Origin of the sequence: Yersinia bercovieri ATCC 43970, from assembly GCF_013282745.1 — a bacterium.
In the GTDB taxonomy this organism is placed as follows: Bacteria; Pseudomonadota; Gammaproteobacteria; order Enterobacterales; family Enterobacteriaceae; genus Yersinia; species Yersinia bercovieri.
Window position 1 is genome coordinate 1670000 of record NZ_CP054044.1, and the last position, 16386, is coordinate 1686385.

Below are 16386 nucleotides of genomic sequence, written 5' to 3' on the forward strand. Positions count from 1 at the left end.
GGTGAGGGCTGGTGGAAGAGTAAAATGTCGCACCAAGGCGGAGAGGTTCGAGCCTCCAAGGATGGATTTACGGCGTCTTTACGATCTGCCTGTTCTCCCCGCCACTGGCATTTTTCGTTAATAACTCCACCTCTAATGATTGCTGCAAGTTATCGCTGCCAGCCCTGCGTGCTACGACTAAAACCACAGGCGTGCATAAAACCCGCTATGGCCGCGCGATTCTCGGCCGTGACCTGCTCATCACCCAGCGCCCAGTGCTGAACGGCTGGCAGCTGACGCAATGTTTCTTCAATCAGATATAACCCCACGCCACGCCGACGCGTCACTTCTCTGACACACAAATCCTGAAGCCTGGCATTTTGACCATTCACAACAATTTTCACCGCACCTAACAGGCGCTCATTAAAGCGCGCAGCAAAGAGCGGATTACCGTCGATAATCCATTGTTGCCAGCTGGTTTGCTGCTGCTCAGGCCAAATCTTCGCTAAATCGATAAAATCTTGATGAGTCAGAGCTGTTAATCGTTCAATAGTCAGTTTCATCGCCAAAAGACCATAAAAAAGTAAAGGGAATTATGCTGTGGTTTATTGTACTAGATCACAGACCAGAGCGTTGTGTAAGTTTTTCTGTACGTGCTTGGGGGAAAATGTTTTTTCGATACTGCATTTTCCGAGTTTTAACTGAGTAAATGGTCACGCAACCAGCATAACCCACTATCATTTGAGTAAAACCCATTCAATTTAATCCTAATTTTATGCTGTTTACACCGCTTGTTTCTGCTTGTCTGAGTTGATTTACAGCATAAAACTCCTGTTTAATAACATGAAAAATAAAGTCTTATTAGAAAAAAGCATCACTTTTGAGACTAAATCATTATTACATATGAATAAAACGTAGCGGCACGATAAAACGTTAAGACCAACACAACAAGCACGTTCACAATGACAGATGGGGAATTCGCGGATGAAATTAACAAAAGGTAAAGTGTTGCTGGCTGGGTGTATCGCGATGGCGATGAGCCACTCTGTACTGGCGAAAGACATTAAAGTTGCCATTGTTGGCGCGATGTCCGGCCCGGTAGCCCAATATGGTGACATGGAATTTACCGGTGCACGTCAGGCTATTGCTGATATCAATGCCAAAGGTGGAATTAAAGGCGATAAACTGGTCGGTGTGGAATACGATGATGCCTGCGACCCGAAACAAGCCGTTGCTGTTGCCAACAAAGTCATTAATGACGGTATCCGCTACGTTATTGGTCATCTTTGCTCTTCTTCGACTCAGCCTGCATCAGACATTTATGAAGATGAAGGCGTGATTATGATCACCCCTGCCGCGACAAATGCTGATCTAACCACCCGTGGTTATAAAATGATTATGCGCACCACGGGTCTGGATTCTGATCAAGGCCCAACCGCCGCTAAATATATTCTTGAGACCATCAAACCTAAACGTATCGCAGTTGTGCACGATAAGCAGCAATACGGTGAAGGTCTGGCGCGTTCCGTGCGTGATAGCCTGAAAAAACAGGGTACAGAACCTGTGCTGTTTGAAGGGGTGACCGCCGGTGATAAAGATTTCTCAACTCTGGTTGCTCGTCTGAAGAAAGAGAATGTCGATTTCGTCTACTTCGGTGGTTACTACCCGGAGATGGGGCAAATTCTGCGTCAGGCTAAGCAAGCCGGTCTGACCGCCCGCTTCATGGGGCCAGAGGGCGTGGGTAACTCCTCACTGTCCAACATCGCCGGTGATGCGTCCGAAGGTATGCTGGTGACATTACCGAAACGTTATGATCAAGTGCCGACAAACCAACCTATCGTTGATGCACTGAAAGCGAAGAAGCTGGACCCAACTGGCCCATTCGTCTGGACCACCTATGCCGCATTGCAATCGCTGACTACGGCGATGGAGCGCACTGGTAGCCAGGAACCCGCTGATTTGGTCAAAGATCTGAAAACCGGCAAGCCGGTCGAAACAGTGATGGGGCCATTGAGCTGGGATGATAAAGGTGATTTGAAAGGGTTTGAGTTCGGTATTTTTGAATGGCACGCGGATGGCTCATCTACCGCAGTCAAATAACAATAATATTAGAAACATCAAGTTGTAGGGTTGCTCCCGCAGCAACCCGGCCCCTTTTACCCGTTGCATTTCCCCCAGGTTTCGGGGGGATTTTCCTCTCTGCACACAGTAGATTAGGTGCAATTGGCTAGGGCAGCCAGGCAAGTGAATCAAAGGGTTAGGGTATGTCAGAGCAGTTTCTGTATTTTCTGCAACAAATGTTCAATGGCGTGACGTTGGGCAGCACCTATGCGCTGATCGCCATCGGTTACACCATGGTGTACGGCATTATTGGCATGATCAACTTTGCTCATGGCGAAGTGTATATGATCAGCAGCTACGTCTCATTTATCGTGATAGCCGCATTAATGATGATGGGGATTGATGCCAGCTGGTTATTGATTGGCTGTGCTTTCCTGGTCTCAATTGTGATCGCCAGTGCTTATGGCTGGAGTATCGAACGGGTGGCATATAAGCCGGTTCGTAGCTCTAAGCGTTTGATTGCACTGATTTCTGCTATTGGGATGTCTATCTTCCTGCAAAACTACGTCAGCCTAACGCAAGGCTCCCGGGATCTGGCGCTACCGAGTTTGGTGACCGGCCAGTGGACCTTGGCTGAAACCAATGGTTTCGCCGCCACTATCAGCACCATGCAACTGACGATCTGGATAGTCACCTTCCTCGCCATGTTGGCGCTGACACTCTTTATCCGCTACTCCCGGATGGGCCGCGCGTGCCGCGCCTGTGCTGAAGATTTGAAAATGGCTAGTCTGCTGGGCATTAATACGGATCGAGTCATCTCACTGACCTTCGTGATCGGGGCATTGATGGCGGCAGTTGCGGGCGTATTGCTCGGCCAATTCTATGGCGTGATCAACCCATACATCGGCTTTATGGCTGGCATGAAGGCATTCACTGCGGCAGTATTGGGCGGCATCGGCAGTATTCCGGGCGCGATGATCGGCGGCTTGATTCTGGGGGTTGCGGAAGCACTGACCTCTGCTTATCTCAGCACCGAATACAAAGATGCTGTTTCATTCGCATTGCTGATTGTGGTGCTGTTAGTCATGCCGACTGGGATATTAGGCCGTCCGGAGGTTGAAAAGGTATGAAACAGCTCAACTTCGTCAACGCCATTATCTCCAGTTTCGTCCTGCTGGTTCTCGCCTCGTTTGTTATGGGGCTACAGTTGCAGCTAGATGGCACCAAACTGATCGTGCAAGGTGCCTCGGAAGTCCGCTGGCTGTGGATTGGCGCGGCATGTATCGTGGTGTTTTTCTTCCAGTTGGTGCGCCCGGTTATCCAACAGGGCATCAAGAAAATCTCTGGCCCCGCCTGGGTACTGCCCAGTTTTGACGGCACCACGCCTCGGCAGAAATTATTCGCCGCCGCGATTATTATCGCCGCAATTGCCTGGCCGTTTTTGGTCTCCCGAGGTTCAGTTGATATTGCAACCCTGACGCTAATTTATATCATGCTGGGGCTGGGATTGAATGTCGTGGTGGGCTTATCTGGTCTGCTGGTGCTGGGCTACGGTGGGTTTTATGCCATCGGTGCATACACTTACGCGCTGTTGAATCACTATTACGGTTTAGGCTTCTGGGAAAGTTTGCCGCTAGCTGGGATTGTTGCGGCGCTCTCCGGTTTCTTGCTGGGCTTCCCCGTCCTGCGCCTACGTGGGGATTACCTGGCGATCGTAACACTCGGTTTCGGTGAAATTGTGCGTATTTTGCTGCTCAACAATACCGAAATCACTGGTGGCCCGAATGGCATTAGCCAAATTCCTAAACCAACACTGTTTGGTCTGGAGTTTAGCCGCACCGCAAAAGATGGCGGCTGGGATACCTTCCATAACTTCTTTGGCCTGACATATGACCCAAGCGATCGCATCATTTTCCTGTATATGGTGGCACTGCTGTTGGTGATTTTGACCCTGTTTGTGATTAACCGATTGCTGCGTATGCCGCTAGGCCGGGCATGGGAAGCGCTGCGCGAGGATGAAATTGCCTGCCGTTCACTGGGCCTTAGCCCAACCAAAATCAAGCTAACGGCGTTTACCATCAGTGCGGCCTTTGCCGGTTTTGCCGGTACGCTGTTTGCTGCCCGACAAGGTTTTGTCAGCCCAGAGTCTTTTACCTTTGTTGAATCGGCTTTCGTGCTGGCGATAGTGGTCTTAGGGGGGATGGGTTCACAGTTCGCGGTCATTCTGGCGGCGGTAATACTGGTGGTTTCGCGCGAGTTAATGCGTGATCTCAATGCCTACAGCATGTTGCTGTTGGGGGCATTGATGGTATTGATGATGATTTGGCGACCGCAGGGCCTGTTGCCAATGAAACGGCCACAACTGAAGCTGAAAGTAGCCGAAATCAACGCTAAACAGGGGGAGAAAGCATGAGTACGCAACCTTTGTTAGCCGTTGAAGGGCTGTCGATGCGTTTTGGTGGATTACTGGCGGTCAACAATGTGGGATTGACCCTTAATCAGGGGGAGATTGTCTCACTGATTGGCCCTAACGGGGCGGGAAAAACCACCATTTTTAACTGCCTGACTGGATTTTACCGCCCAACTGGCGGCACCATTAAGTTACGTGATCGCCATCTGGAAGGGCTACCCGGCCAGATGATTGCCCGCATGGGCGTGATTCGTACCTTCCAGCACGTGCGTTTGTTCCGCGAAATGACTGTCGTAGAGAACTTGCTGGTGGCACAACATCAGCATCTTAAAAGTGGTATTTTTGCCGGTTTGCTGAAGACGCCGGGCTTTCGTCGCGCAGAAGCTGATGCCCTGGAACGTGCCGCCACCTGGCTGGAGCGTGTCGGCTTATTAGAGCTGGCAAACCGACAGGCAGGTAATTTGGCCTATGGTCAGCAACGGCGTCTGGAGATTGCCCGCTGCATGGTGACCCGGCCCGAACTATTGATGCTCGACGAACCTGCGGCAGGTCTGAACCCGAAAGAGACTGATGAACTGAATCAGTTGATTATGGAGCTACGAAGCCAGCATCAGGTTTCAGTTCTGTTAATTGAGCATGATATGAAACTGGTGATGGGCATCTCTGACCGCATTTACGTGGTGAATCAGGGAACGCCGTTGGCACAAGGCACTCCCGCTGAAATCCGTGATAACCCGGATGTGATTCGGGCCTATTTGGGTGAGTAACCTTATGTTGAGTAAATGGAAAGCGGGCGAGGCATAAACATAACATGTTGTCATTTAATCAAGTTTCAGCCCATTACGGCAAAATTCAGGCGCTGCATCAGGTTAGTTTACATATTCAACAGGGCGAAATTGTTACGCTGATTGGGGCCAATGGTGCGGGTAAAACGACATTGTTGGGAACATTATGCGGCGAGCCGCGCGCCACTGAAGGCAGCATCGTTTTTGGTGAGCAGGATATTACTGACTGGCAGACGGCCCGCATTATGCGCGAGGCAATTGCGATTGTACCTGAAGGCCGCCGGGTGTTTTCGCGCATGACGGTTGAAGAGAATCTGGCGATGGGCGGCTTCTTTGCTGATCGCCAGCAATATCAGCAGCGCATTGAGCGCGTTTACGACTTGTTTCCACGGTTGTTTGAGCGGCGTATTCAGCGGGCAGGGACGATGTCCGGTGGTGAGCAGCAGATGCTGGCGATTGGTCGTGCATTGATGAGCCAACCTAAGTTACTGCTTTTAGATGAGCCGTCACTGGGGCTGGCGCCGATTATTATCCTGCAAATATTTGATACTATTCAACAGTTAAGAGAAGAGGGAATGACCATCTTCTTAGTTGAGCAGAATGCAAATCAGGCGCTGAAATTGGCTGATCGTGGTTATGTACTGGAGAATGGGCGTATTGTTCTGGAAGATACAGGGGCTGCTTTACTGGCGAATGAAGCTGTGCGTTCAGCTTATCTGGGGGGTTAAGCAGCCATAGCTATTACGCAGGATTCTCTTTTAAGGCCCGGTAACGGGCCTTTTTATGGTGAAAATATAACATTATCAATGGGCTAATCAGTATCATGCCTCAGGGGTGATCGTAAAGTTCAGCGTGTCGCTATAACTACCTTTATCAGTGGTTTTAGTACTATAAGCTGTAATTTCAGGTGTCCAACATACCTCATTTTCGTGTCGTCGATTTGGATTTGGAGCTAACTCAACCCAATTTCCCCAATTTTCTTGCTCAGGTAGAGAGATGTCCTCTTGATAGCCGTTGCCATCTAGAAATATCTTGTAGTTAATCACGTTATTGCTGGATTTTTCAATTAATTGAAAATGTTGACCGTCTGCAGATAACCCATTAGTACTGCTGGCGTTAATTGTATAATTGTGACCACTCGTTATCCCCACCCCTCGGTAGCTGATACATAAGCGATTGGCCTCTGGATGTTTCAGTGGAGCCTCTAAGCCGCGGGCTTTCCCATCGAGCAACGTATCCAGATCAATGGGCTTTAATTCCCATGTTGCTGATTTTAAAATAAACTTAGGGGGAATTTTCAACGCATCTGGTGGTGAACTTGGATCAAAGTCTTTGCACTGATTGCCTAATGGGTTAAAAGAAACACCCTTTGGATCAACAACAAGTGATTGAACATGGCCATCGTCCTTAGCTATAAATTCAACAAGGCCAATAGTTACGCCGACTCTTACAGCGGCAAGAGCGTGAATAATATGAGAGGAAACTACAAATGAGACATTATAGAATGCCGTCCCAGTAATAGTTTTAGAGTCAAGTACCCATTCATTATTGGAAAGGCGCGATACTATGCCATTACCATTAATAGATAAATTACTGATAGCGGTTGGATAAGATGTACGGAATTCTTCACCATCCTTATTATAAAGATGGAATGATAATAATGGGTGCAGATCATCAGAATCCTCAGTTTTTTCAGATAAATCATCTACCACATTTGCCCGAAAAGAGACTTCTACGCTGCCATCATCTAATAGTTTCATTGAGCAATTTGTATAGCCTGTGACGAACCTTTCACGAGAGTCAGGCGCTGCCATCACGGCGGGAGACAGTATTAATAGCAATAGCCCCATAAATAAGTGTTTATTGATTATATTCACTTGGTATATCTCCATAACTGTCAGCTGTTTATTTCGAAGATTAATGTTAGCTGCCCTTGATATTTTCCAGCAGTATCTTGCCCATCAGGTGCCAGGGCCGAAATATGTAATAGATAATCGGCACTATTCTGGCTGGTTGTACCTTTGTCGACAGTAAATTTTTGTGGAATAGCGGCTAACGGCTGTAGATGGCCAGCCCTGCCCCACTTCACCTCGGCTGGCAGGAACGCCAATGCTACTGAATGTGCAGCACTGGTTTCGCGGGTGAGTATTAATGGCGTCTTAACCGAAATAGTGAAACTCTCTGCCTGTCGAAGTTTTACCCTCACTGGCACTTCTGCCTGAAAAAGAGACCGATTTTCTGGGGTATTCTCCAGCTTAATGTTGCTATACCAACCACCGCCTGTCGGATTTTCGATCTCAATTCTTTCTGGTGCAGTGACATCTAATTTGACATCAATACTTCCTAGCGGAATCGGAGCTGTCGCTGAAGCTACCTGACAGAGAAGTAATAATGATATGGCGACTATTGTGATAATTTTCATAACGCTCCTTGTCTTTAATCGACAGTGCATCTCAAGCTAAAGGTTTTATCCTCAATCATTCCCTGTATATCTCTGGCTGCCAGTTGCCGACGTTGCTCGGGATAGAGATTAAAATCTTTGATATCCTGGCCTTGGGCTATTAGTTGGTGCCACCGCAGACGGGTATTACCGATATTTTGTAACTCTATCCCCCCGTTGACACAGCGGTGCTCCCACTGGTGCTGCGATGATGCTGGCAAATGCCTGATTAACCCCATATAACTTAATTGCACACCTAATACCGCCCCATGACCGCCCTTAACCCGCAGGTTTTTTTCAGGGGCCACTGATAACCGATAGACCTGCTCTTTCTCCGGCGCTTGTAGCGCTTTCAGGAGTACTCTTCCGCTCTGCTTGGGGCCGAGAGTCAGTTTGGCTGGAACGGCAAACAGTGACGGCTGCAGTTGTTCCCCAACTGCGGTCAATGATTCTTGCTCGGGTGATACACCGGGGTTATTGACTTGATATAGCTGGACTGTGATGTATTCGGTCATTGAGCTGCGATTGATAACATTTACCACAGCATTGGCCTGTCGCATCTCCAACACATGTGGCTGAATATCAATGGCGCCAAATGCACTGAGCGGTAGCAAACTAACCGCAATTAAGAGTAAAAGGTTCATTATCTACCTTCCCGCTAAGCTGTTTGACTGGCAAGGTGATCGGCGTGCCAGGATATAGATTCAGGCTGTCAGCCAGTTTGGAGTCATTAGGTGATTTGAGTTGTTCAAACTTACTGTGGACGCTACCTGTGGAACTCAGCATCAAACGGTTGTCGGGCATACATTGATGCTGCCAATGGCGAGTTTGTGCCGCTAGAGGTGGAACATGGTGAATCAGCACCCCATAACCAATACTGATAGTCATAGGCGCGTGAATTTTACTTTTATCGGCTTTGTTCACAACGGCTTTGGTCTCGACTATCGGATCGATATATAGACGATAGAGTGTTTCTTGCGTTGGCGATTTTAGCGGTAATAACTTGATATCCCGCTTCTGTTTCGGCCCTAATGTAATTCGGTTAGGGTTAAAAATCATTTCAGGCTGAGGAATATCACTAATCAGGGTTTTTTTCTCTGGATTGATACCTGGGTTATCGACCCGTTGCAGTGAGATATCTAAATAGAGTGGCTTATCACCGCTGTTATAGACTTGTATCGTGCGGTGTTGATCCAGTGCATTAACCGTAGTTTTGACGGGAATGACTGACAACTGCCCGTAAGTTGCAGTAATTGGCAGCAACAGTAAAAAAGCGGCTGATAGTAACTTATTGTGTTTCATTATAATTCCTGTTGATGTTAATTCGAGTGGCACTGGTAAATATGATCATGCTGCCGGCGCATATCGCAGCGATAACGGATTGAGCCATTTTGGACAGTAATTTCTCTCAATATGGTATTTGAACTAATGGAGAACAGCCCATTAGGGTGGACGGCATCACCTGTCTCCTGAATAACTCCGCTGACGGGTTGCCCACGGAGATCTTTGAGGAATCCGTTGTAAAGCAGGCTTAAACTAATGTCTGCTTTACTGGAGAAGACCTGCCCGGGGTGCGCCCGTACAATATTGACCGGTAGCTGAATATGCATATCCAGATCACTACGGTCATTATGAGTAGAGATAAAGAAACGATCCTGATAGCGGGGAATCGGTATGGCATAGAGGCCGCCGCCCGTTATTGGATGGCCTTCTGCCTGGAAGCTATAAGGCGTATCTGATAATTCTGGCGTTTCTATTAATAGTGCCGAACCGCTGTAGCTACTACGCCCCAGCGCTACCCCTTGTGGGCTGACGGCAAGCATACCGTTATAACTGATCCCACCATTGGCTATTTTGCTATCAATACCTACTCGGGCGGATATATCTCCACGGCTTCCACTACGATGCGCAAAGCTGCCGATACTATTGTTACTCCCGCTGGTACTGCCATTAATACCCAAAGAGCTGGTGCCATGGTTATCGGTGAACTCTTTTTGGTAACTGGCACTGGTGGTTAACTGCTGCTGTGCATAGACACTGTTTATACTGGCGCTGCTCTGCTGGAAAGAGAGTGTAGTATTGAGAAAAACACCATAGTTATTATCGCGATAGCTATAGCTATTTGTTCTGTTCCACAGGCCCCCTTTTTGTACGCCAAGGGAGAGATTTAGGCCAAATTGTGGGTGCCGCCAGTCCCAACTGCCCTGAATACGGTGCTGTCTACTGCGTTCATATTGATTAAATTGGTAACTGAGTTGAGTTGGCCCAAAGCGACGGCTGTAAGATACAGATGTACTGCCGTAGTTTGGTGCATATATTGATACATCTGGTGTTTGATAACGAGCTACTGATAGATAGCCTAATATAGTATTTCCGCCATTCAAGCGCAGATATCCGCCACCATGTTTTTCACCAGACATCATGCCAAGGGTCGGGGTAATCGTCAGATCGGAGAAACCCCATGGGCGCGATATATTCCCTTCAGCGGCCCAGTGATGGGCATTATCTTTAAGCAGCGAAATATTTGTTTGTAGATTTTTTATATTCATACTGCGGCCAAATTGCACTAAATAAGGGTGAGCTCTATAAGGGTGAACTCTATTAGGATTTTTATTGCGTACCGTCCCTTTTCCCATGGTGACAAACCAACCATTATTGGTTTGAGTACTGATATTGCTGATGATTTGGCTTTCCTGGCTGATTACGCGACCAGTATTATCTACTAAGCGAATTTCAACGTTATAATAGCCGCCAGGCAGTTGATTATAATTAATTTCATTGCGGCCCAGTTGTGCAGGAATACGGCGAATAAGTTGATTATCGCGGTAAATCTCAAAATCCCCATCCGCTGTGGCATATAACACCAGGCTACCCGCAGAGGGCTTATCAAGAGCCAAATAGCTTTGGCTACCCAAGGTGATAAATTGGTCTAACGCCGGGTTAAGTAAGGTGTGAATGCTACCGGCGCTGTTATCTAGACTATTTTGCCTGCCTGTTCGTAAATAGAGTGTCTGAAAGTTCTTTTGTAGATACCAACTATCAATTCCTTTCTGGGTTTGGTGTTGGTACTGGGGGGTGTTCCTTTGCAGATAATTATTCTTCGAACGCGTGGTGTTATAAAACCAATTTACAAAGCCATAAGATTGCAAAGGCAAACCAATATAGCCCTGACCACGACCAGATATAGCTCGGTAGTTTTTGGCCGTCATGCGCAGATCAAAAGATTGGTTATGCACCAGGCCCCACGTAGTCGGTGGCATCAAGTAGCGGTTGTTGCTATTGTTTATTGTGATGATATTATTAATTTTATCCAGCATGATATTATGGCCAGATAAAATATAGTCACAACCATTTTGACATTGTAAATAGGGGAGTTGAGCTAGGATCTGTTCTAACAATATAATTGACTGTTCACTAACATTGTTGTTTCTATATTTTTGCTTGTCAAAACTTAATTGCTGTTTATCTTCTGAAAAAAATAGCGGGCCAGGCAAGGTTTTGCCATCTAACACGCCAATTAATTGCAGTGTGTTATTTTCTTCAGCGGCAGAGAACCCTGCGGGGACTAAGTACTCAATGGATATATCTTCGGATATATCTTCTGCCCACGCTGGATTAAATGTAGGGAATAATAAAATACATAAAATCAACTGATTGTCTTTTAGTATCTTTGCCATTGGATTCCATTCCGCGATTAATTATTATAAAATATGGTCTTGCTTAGGGTTAAATGCTTTTTTAATTTAACTAAAGTATAGGCTCCACAACGAGCTTAATTGTTCCTTTATATATTTTTGTGTCAGATAGGGGCGTAACACTCATTCCAAATTTTTTGTCTATGTTGTCGATAGTGATGTGTTATCAATATTTTTTACTGCCATTTAAGGATAATTAACTCAATGGTTCTAAGGTAAAGGTAAGTATCCCAGTGTATAACTCTCCCGCCTTTATAAGGACAGACCCTGGTATAGCTTCAATCCTTAGCGGTATTAACAAAGGGACTACATCATCATTACCTGGTAGAAGTATTGATACTTTGTTAATTTTTACGGGATTGGCAGATAATAAACGCTTCTCCCCGTTATTTGTACTAATAGATACCTCCATGGGAAAGCCTTTATATCCCCTCCTCGTAAGCGTTGTCAATTCAGCGTCGTCGTTGATACTCAGATTATATCCCTGCTTAGCATCAGAATTATGTCTTATTTTAAGACTTAAGGCACTGCTCATGAAACGAGGCGCATGGCCATTATAATCTCCATATTCTAATACAATGACATCTCCCGGTGCAGATTTTGTCAGGCTCACGATATCCAATTCTAATATTGACGGAATTGTTGCTTCAACTTTAATCTCTTTGGTCACTGGCGCTGAGTAAACAACTGTGCTGCTAGCAAACATTACCATGACAACAAAGCGCAAAATCCATATCCATTTCATTGTAGTAATCACTCAATTTTCATAGCGTGAAAAATGCAGCCGAGAACTAAGTCTCCCAGCTGCATCTGTTAATCAAATAAATATATACAGCATGGTGGTAATTAAGAGTTAGGTTCTAAAGTAAGTTTAAGGGTGCCACTATATGTATCTCCTCCCACAGCATCAATTGGTGTTTTACCCGAAATAACTAAGTTAACATCTTTGTTAAGATCGTCATTTCCGAAGTCAATAACCTCGCCAACCTTCAGATCGTGTGTACCCAGTTTTAGGTCAATCTTGCCAAAATCTTTTTTGGTTATTTTTTCTTCTAGCTTGAGTTCTTCGGTCATAGTAACCTTCAAGCCGTCACCGTTGCCTCTGAACCTGACTGGCTGAGTTATTGTGTAAGCGCCGTTATCGGGGTCGTGCACCATTTTCAGAGGGGTGATATTAATTGCCTTCCCCTGAGCATCAGTCATATCTAATGTCGCCGGGATTGTTGCTTCAACTATAATATCTTTGGTTACTGCGTTTGAATAAGCCGCTGTGCTGCTAGCCAATATTGCCATAGTCATAATAGATAGTAGGGTCTTTTTCATCATAAATTCCTAATAGTCCTTTAATGTTTAAATGAAGCCTTGCTCCAGATGATACCTGAGAAGGCAATATCATACTCTATGATGCTTATTTGATGGATATATATAGTAGCGATAATAGGTTGGGCGTTAATAGAATCGCATTAATATAATTCATCCATCAGGGCGAGGTGATGCTATCACGGCATATCAGGTGGCTCAATAATTAACAGGTCGCATTAAGGAGAAAAAATTAATCTGAGTAACTGCTGAGATATATAAAAATTATATTTATCACTATGAGTAATCTAATGTGCTAATGCATTTTGTTAATTGACTCTTTATTAACTTAGATTACAAGTTTATTTAATTAATCCTAGCGTTAAAAAGTCATTTTTGTTTTTCCATTAGTGACTTGTCATTTTTATGTCATGTAAAAGTTATATTTCTGTCACTAAGTGGTGTCATGTTTGCTTTCGAACAAAATTGCTCATCCACTGCAATTGATTGAGGTGAGTCAGACAGATTTATTCAGGGGCCGGATTATGTTTAATAATACTATTAGTAAAACATCGATTTGTATCGCGCTGACTTTAGTATTTAGTGCCAATGCCATGGCGGTAACGGAGATTCCTTTTTGGCACTCCATGGAGGGGGAGTTAGGTAAAGAGGTGGATTCATTAGCTGACCGCTTTAACCAGTCGCATAGCGATTATAAGATCGTCCCTGTCTATAAGGGCAACTACGAGCAGAGTCTGGCGGCGGGGATTGCGGCTTTCCGTTCCGGTAAAGCGCCGGCCATTTTGCAGGTTTATGAAGTGGGCACGGCGACCATGATGGCCAGTAAGGCGATCAAGCCAGTATTCCAGGTGTTTAAAGACGCCAATATTAATTTTGATGAATCTGTTTTCGTGCCGACAGTAGCCGGTTATTACACCGACGCCAAAACAGGTCATTTGCTATCCCAGCCATTTAACAGCTCCACCCCAGTGCTGTATTACAACAAAGATGCCTTCAAAAAAGCGGGTCTGAACCCGGATCAGCCGCCCAAAACCTGGCAAGAGCTGGCGGCAGATACCGCTAAGCTACGGGCTGCGGGTTCAAGCTGCGGCTATGCCAGCGGTTGGCAGGGGTGGATTCAAATCGAGAACTTCAGCGCCTGGCATGGTCAGCCGATCGCCAGCCGGAATAATGGTTTTGATGGTACTGATGCGGTGCTGGAGTTCAATAAGCCATTGCAGGTGAAGCATATTCAACTGCTGTCGGATATGAATAAAAAGGGTGATTTTACCTATTTTGGCCGCAAAGATGAGTCGACCGCCAAGTTTTATAGTGGCGATTGCGCCATCACCACCGCCTCTTCCGGTTCACTGGCCGATATCCGCCAATACGCGAAATTTAACTATGGTGTTGGCATGATGCCTTACGACGCCGATGCGAAAGATGCGCCACAAAATGCCATTATTGGTGGGGCCAGCTTGTGGGTGATGGATGGTAAAGATAAAGAGACCTACCAGGGGGTAGCTGAGTTCCTGCAATATCTGGCTCAACCGGAGATCGCGGCTGAATGGCACCAGAAGACGGGCTATCTGCCGATCACCACCGCCGCTTATGAGCTAACCAAGCAGCAGGGCTTCTATGAGAAGAATCCCGGTGCTGATGTTGCTACGCGCCAAATGTTGAATAAGCCGCCATTGCCTTATACCAAGGGTTTGCGTCTGGGCAATATGCCGCAGATCCGCACCGTGGTTGATGAGGAGTTGGAGGGGGTGTGGACCGGTAAAAAGAGCCCGCAAGAGGCATTGGATGGCGCAGTGAAGCGGGGTGATGTGTTGCTGCGCCGCTTCGAGCAGGCGAATAAATAGAGTTATTCAGCGACGCTACTGGCCAGTTTGGGCGCGGTTTTCGCCCCCAAACTGGCAGTGCCTGTCACGGCAAATGGTTTGTGTCACACGAGCACCTGTCAGATAAACGGTTAATTTTATGTCATCCTCCCGTCCCGGTTTCTCCTGTAGTTGGTTGCCTTACCTGTTGGTCTTCCCGCAACTGGCTATTACGGCCGTGTTTTTCCTGTGGCCTGCTGGCGAAGCCCTGTGGTATTCGGTGCAAATGCTGGACCCCTTCGGCCTCTCCAGCGAGTTTGTCGGGCTGAGCAACTTTGTTCAGCTCTTTCAGGACGAATACTATTTAGCCTCGTTTTACACCACGCTGATCTTCAGTGCATTGGTGGCGGGGATTGGCCTGATAGTGTCGCTATTTTTAGCCGCCATGATGGATTATGTGCTGCGCGGCAGCCGTATCTATCAAACCTTAATGATTCTGCCCTATGCCGTCGCCCCTGCGGTGGCTGCTGTTTTGTGGATCTTTCTGTTCAATCCGGGGCTAGGTTTGATAACCCACTTTCTTGCCACCTTGGGTTACAACTGGAATCATGCTCAAAATAGCGGGCAGGCGATGTTTTTGGTGGTGTTGGCCTCGGTTTGGAAGCAAATCAGTTATAACTTCCTGTTTTTCCTGGCGGCTTTGCAATCTATTCCGCGCTCACTGGTTGAGGCCGCCGCCATTGACGGTGCCGGGCCGGTACGCCGCTTCTTCAATTTGGTCTTGCCGCTGATATCCCCGGTCAGTTTTTTCCTGCTAGTGGTGAATCTGGTTTATGCCTTTTTCGATACCTTCCCGGTTATTGATGCGGCGACTGGCGGTGGCCCGATGCAGGCGACAACCACACTGATCTATAAAATCTATCGCGAAGGCTTTGCCGGACTGGATTTATCCAGCTCTGCTGCCCAATCGGTGGTGCTGATGTTGCTGGTGATTGGCCTGACGGTTATCCAGTTCCGCTTTATTGAGCGTAAGGTGCGTTACCAATGATTGAGAATCGTCGTGGGCTGGATATTTTTTGTCACATCATGCTGATAATTGGCGTGCTACTGATTCTGTTCCCGCTCTATGTGGCCTTTGTGGCGGCCTCGCTAGATGACACTCAGGTGTTTCAGGTGCCGATGACCCTGATCCCTGGGCCGCATTTGTGGCAGAACATTAGCCACATTTGGCTCGCGGGGGTGGGCAATAACAGCGCACCTTTCGGGCTGATGCTGCTGAACAGTTTTGTGATGGCGTTTGCAATTACCGTCGGCAAGATCACGGTGTCGATGCTCTCGGCCTACGCCATCGTTTATTTCCGCTTCCCGCTGCGCAATCTGTTCTTCTGGCTGATTTTTCTGACACTGATGCTGCCGGTAGAAGTGCGAATTTTCCCGACAATTCAGGTGATTGCAAACCTGAATATGCTGGATAGCTACACCGGACTGACCCTGCCGCTGATGGCGTCAGCCACCGCCACCTTTCTTTTCCGCCAGTTTTTTATGACCCTGCCGGATGAGCTATTGGAAGCCGCGCGCATCGACGGCGCAGGGGCGATGCGCTTTTTCTGGGATATCGTCCTGCCGCTGTCAAAAACCAATTTGGCCGCGCTGTTTGTTATCACATTTATCTATGGTTGGAACCAATATCTCTGGCCAATCCTGATTATCAGCGATGCTTCCATGGGCACGGCGGTGGCGGGAATTCGCAGCATGATCTCCAGCTCGGGCGCACCCACCCAGTGGAATCAGGTGATGGCGGCGATGATTCTGACCTTAATTCCACCGGTCGTGGTGGTTCTTCTGATGCAGCGCTGGTTTGTTCGCGGCCTGGTAGACAGTGAGAAGTAATCTG

The 16386-nt window shown here is 47.1% G+C and carries 16 protein-coding genes; 8 read left to right on the forward strand and 8 right to left on the reverse strand.

What is annotated here, in order from left to right:
• Positions 1–149 precede the first annotated feature (149 nt).
• Positions 150–542 carry an aspartate 1-decarboxylase autocleavage activator PanM gene (panM, locus tag HRK25_RS07505; RefSeq protein WP_005274818.1) on the reverse strand — a complete coding sequence of 131 codons (393 nt, stop codon included), beginning with the start codon at positions 540–542 and terminating at the stop codon, positions 150–152.
• 421 nt (positions 543–963) lie between these two features.
• Between panM and HRK25_RS07510 the strand changes: the two genes are divergently transcribed.
• From HRK25_RS07510 to livF, 5 genes are all read left to right on the forward strand, one after another.
• A complete protein-coding gene (locus HRK25_RS07510; RefSeq protein ID WP_004875846.1) occupies positions 964–2079 on the forward strand; it encodes a branched-chain amino acid ABC transporter substrate-binding protein in 1116 nt (371 codons plus the stop codon).
• 164 nt (positions 2080–2243) lie between these two features.
• On the forward strand, positions 2244–3170 hold the full coding sequence (livH, locus tag HRK25_RS07515) for a high-affinity branched-chain amino acid ABC transporter permease LivH (protein WP_005274815.1): 927 nt from the start codon (positions 2244–2246) through the stop codon (positions 3168–3170).
• On the forward strand, positions 3167–4453 hold the full coding sequence (locus HRK25_RS07520) for a high-affinity branched-chain amino acid ABC transporter permease LivM (protein ID WP_032898009.1): 1287 nt from the start codon (positions 3167–3169) through the stop codon (positions 4451–4453). The genes livH and HRK25_RS07520 overlap by 4 nt, the downstream gene beginning before the upstream one ends.
• Positions 4450–5217: a high-affinity branched-chain amino acid ABC transporter ATP-binding protein LivG gene (livG, locus tag HRK25_RS07525; protein ID WP_032898008.1), complete on the forward strand. Its 768-nt coding sequence runs from the start codon at positions 4450–4452 to the stop codon at positions 5215–5217. Before HRK25_RS07520 ends, livG begins: the two co-directional genes overlap by 4 nt.
• Positions 5218–5261: 44 nt before the next feature.
• Complete coding sequence (livF, locus tag HRK25_RS07530; RefSeq protein WP_004875850.1) at positions 5262–5963, forward strand: high-affinity branched-chain amino acid ABC transporter ATP-binding protein LivF; 702 nt, start codon at positions 5262–5264, stop codon at positions 5961–5963.
• Positions 5964–6056: 93 nt separating this feature from the next.
• Here livF and HRK25_RS07535 read toward each other — a convergent pair whose 3' ends face one another.
• The 7 genes from HRK25_RS07535 to HRK25_RS07565 form a co-directional block, all read right to left on the reverse strand.
• The gene (locus HRK25_RS07535; protein ID WP_032898007.1) at positions 6057–7112 is read right to left on the reverse strand and encodes a hypothetical protein; all 1056 of its coding nucleotides are present in this window, start codon (positions 7110–7112) and stop codon (positions 6057–6059) included.
• A 20-nt stretch (positions 7113–7132) separates the two neighbouring features.
• A complete protein-coding gene (locus HRK25_RS07540; RefSeq protein ID WP_099460559.1) occupies positions 7133–7651 on the reverse strand; it encodes a fimbrial protein in 519 nt (172 codons plus the stop codon).
• Positions 7652–7671: 20 nt separating this feature from the next.
• On the reverse strand, positions 7672–8319 hold the full coding sequence (locus HRK25_RS07545) for a hypothetical protein (protein ID WP_032898006.1): 648 nt from the start codon (positions 8317–8319) through the stop codon (positions 7672–7674).
• Entirely contained in the window at positions 8291–8977 is a 687-nt protein-coding gene (locus tag HRK25_RS07550; protein ID WP_005274800.1) for a hypothetical protein, read from the reverse strand. Before HRK25_RS07550 ends, HRK25_RS07545 begins: the two co-directional genes overlap by 29 nt.
• Before the next feature lie 17 nt (positions 8978–8994).
• Positions 8995–11352, reverse strand: a complete 2358-nt coding sequence (locus HRK25_RS07555) for a TcfC E-set like domain-containing protein (RefSeq protein WP_005274796.1) — start codon at positions 11350–11352, stop codon at positions 8995–8997.
• Positions 11353–11566: 214 nt separating this feature from the next.
• Complete coding sequence (locus HRK25_RS07560) at positions 11567–12127, reverse strand: hypothetical protein (RefSeq protein WP_173361766.1); 561 nt, start codon at positions 12125–12127, stop codon at positions 11567–11569.
• Between the two features lie 89 nt (positions 12128–12216).
• Positions 12217–12696 carry a CS1 type fimbrial major subunit gene (locus HRK25_RS07565; protein WP_081444622.1) on the reverse strand — a complete coding sequence of 160 codons (480 nt, stop codon included), beginning with the start codon at positions 12694–12696 and terminating at the stop codon, positions 12217–12219.
• Positions 12697–13214: 518 nt separating this feature from the next.
• Between HRK25_RS07565 and ugpB the strand changes: the two genes are divergently transcribed.
• The 3 genes from ugpB (at position 13215) to ugpE (ending at position 16382) form a co-directional block, all read left to right on the forward strand.
• A complete protein-coding gene (gene ugpB, locus HRK25_RS07570; RefSeq protein ID WP_005274789.1) occupies positions 13215–14534 on the forward strand; it encodes a sn-glycerol-3-phosphate ABC transporter substrate-binding protein UgpB in 1320 nt (439 codons plus the stop codon).
• Positions 14535–14652: 118 nt separating this feature from the next.
• The gene (gene ugpA / locus HRK25_RS07575; RefSeq protein WP_005274787.1) at positions 14653–15540 is read left to right on the forward strand and encodes a sn-glycerol-3-phosphate ABC transporter permease UgpA; all 888 of its coding nucleotides are present in this window, start codon (positions 14653–14655) and stop codon (positions 15538–15540) included.
• Positions 15537–16382 carry a sn-glycerol-3-phosphate ABC transporter permease UgpE gene (ugpE, locus tag HRK25_RS07580; RefSeq protein WP_032898003.1) on the forward strand — a complete coding sequence of 282 codons (846 nt, stop codon included), beginning with the start codon at positions 15537–15539 and terminating at the stop codon, positions 16380–16382. Before ugpA ends, ugpE begins: the two co-directional genes overlap by 4 nt.
• Positions 16383–16386: the final 4 nt, after the last annotated feature.

Excerpts from the sequence above, each read along its gene's own strand:
- panM (WP_005274818.1), bottom strand. The coding sequence starts at position 542 with ATGAAACTGACTATTGAACGATTAACAGCTCTGACTCATCAAGATTTT.
- HRK25_RS07510 (WP_004875846.1), top strand. The coding sequence starts at position 964 with ATGAAATTAACAAAAGGTAAAGTGTTGCTGGCTGGGTGTATCGCGATG.
- livH (WP_005274815.1), top strand. The coding sequence starts at position 2,244 with ATGTCAGAGCAGTTTCTGTATTTTCTGCAACAAATGTTCAATGGCGTG.
- HRK25_RS07520 (WP_032898009.1), top strand. The coding sequence starts at position 3,167 with ATGAAACAGCTCAACTTCGTCAACGCCATTATCTCCAGTTTCGTCCTG.
- livG (WP_032898008.1), top strand. The coding sequence starts at position 4,450 with ATGAGTACGCAACCTTTGTTAGCCGTTGAAGGGCTGTCGATGCGTTTT.
- livF (WP_004875850.1), top strand. The coding sequence starts at position 5,262 with ATGTTGTCATTTAATCAAGTTTCAGCCCATTACGGCAAAATTCAGGCG.
- HRK25_RS07545 (WP_032898006.1), bottom strand. The coding sequence starts at position 8,319 with ATGAACCTTTTACTCTTAATTGCGGTTAGTTTGCTACCGCTCAGTGCA.
- HRK25_RS07550 (WP_005274800.1), bottom strand. The coding sequence starts at position 8,977 with ATGAAACACAATAAGTTACTATCAGCCGCTTTTTTACTGTTGCTGCCA.
- HRK25_RS07555 (WP_005274796.1), bottom strand. The coding sequence starts at position 11,352 with ATGGCAAAGATACTAAAAGACAATCAGTTGATTTTATGTATTTTATTA.
- HRK25_RS07565 (WP_081444622.1), bottom strand. The coding sequence starts at position 12,696 with ATGATGAAAAAGACCCTACTATCTATTATGACTATGGCAATATTGGCT.
- ugpB (WP_005274789.1), top strand. The coding sequence starts at position 13,215 with ATGTTTAATAATACTATTAGTAAAACATCGATTTGTATCGCGCTGACT.
- ugpA (WP_005274787.1), top strand. The coding sequence starts at position 14,653 with ATGTCATCCTCCCGTCCCGGTTTCTCCTGTAGTTGGTTGCCTTACCTG.
- ugpE (WP_032898003.1), top strand. The coding sequence starts at position 15,537 with ATGATTGAGAATCGTCGTGGGCTGGATATTTTTTGTCACATCATGCTG.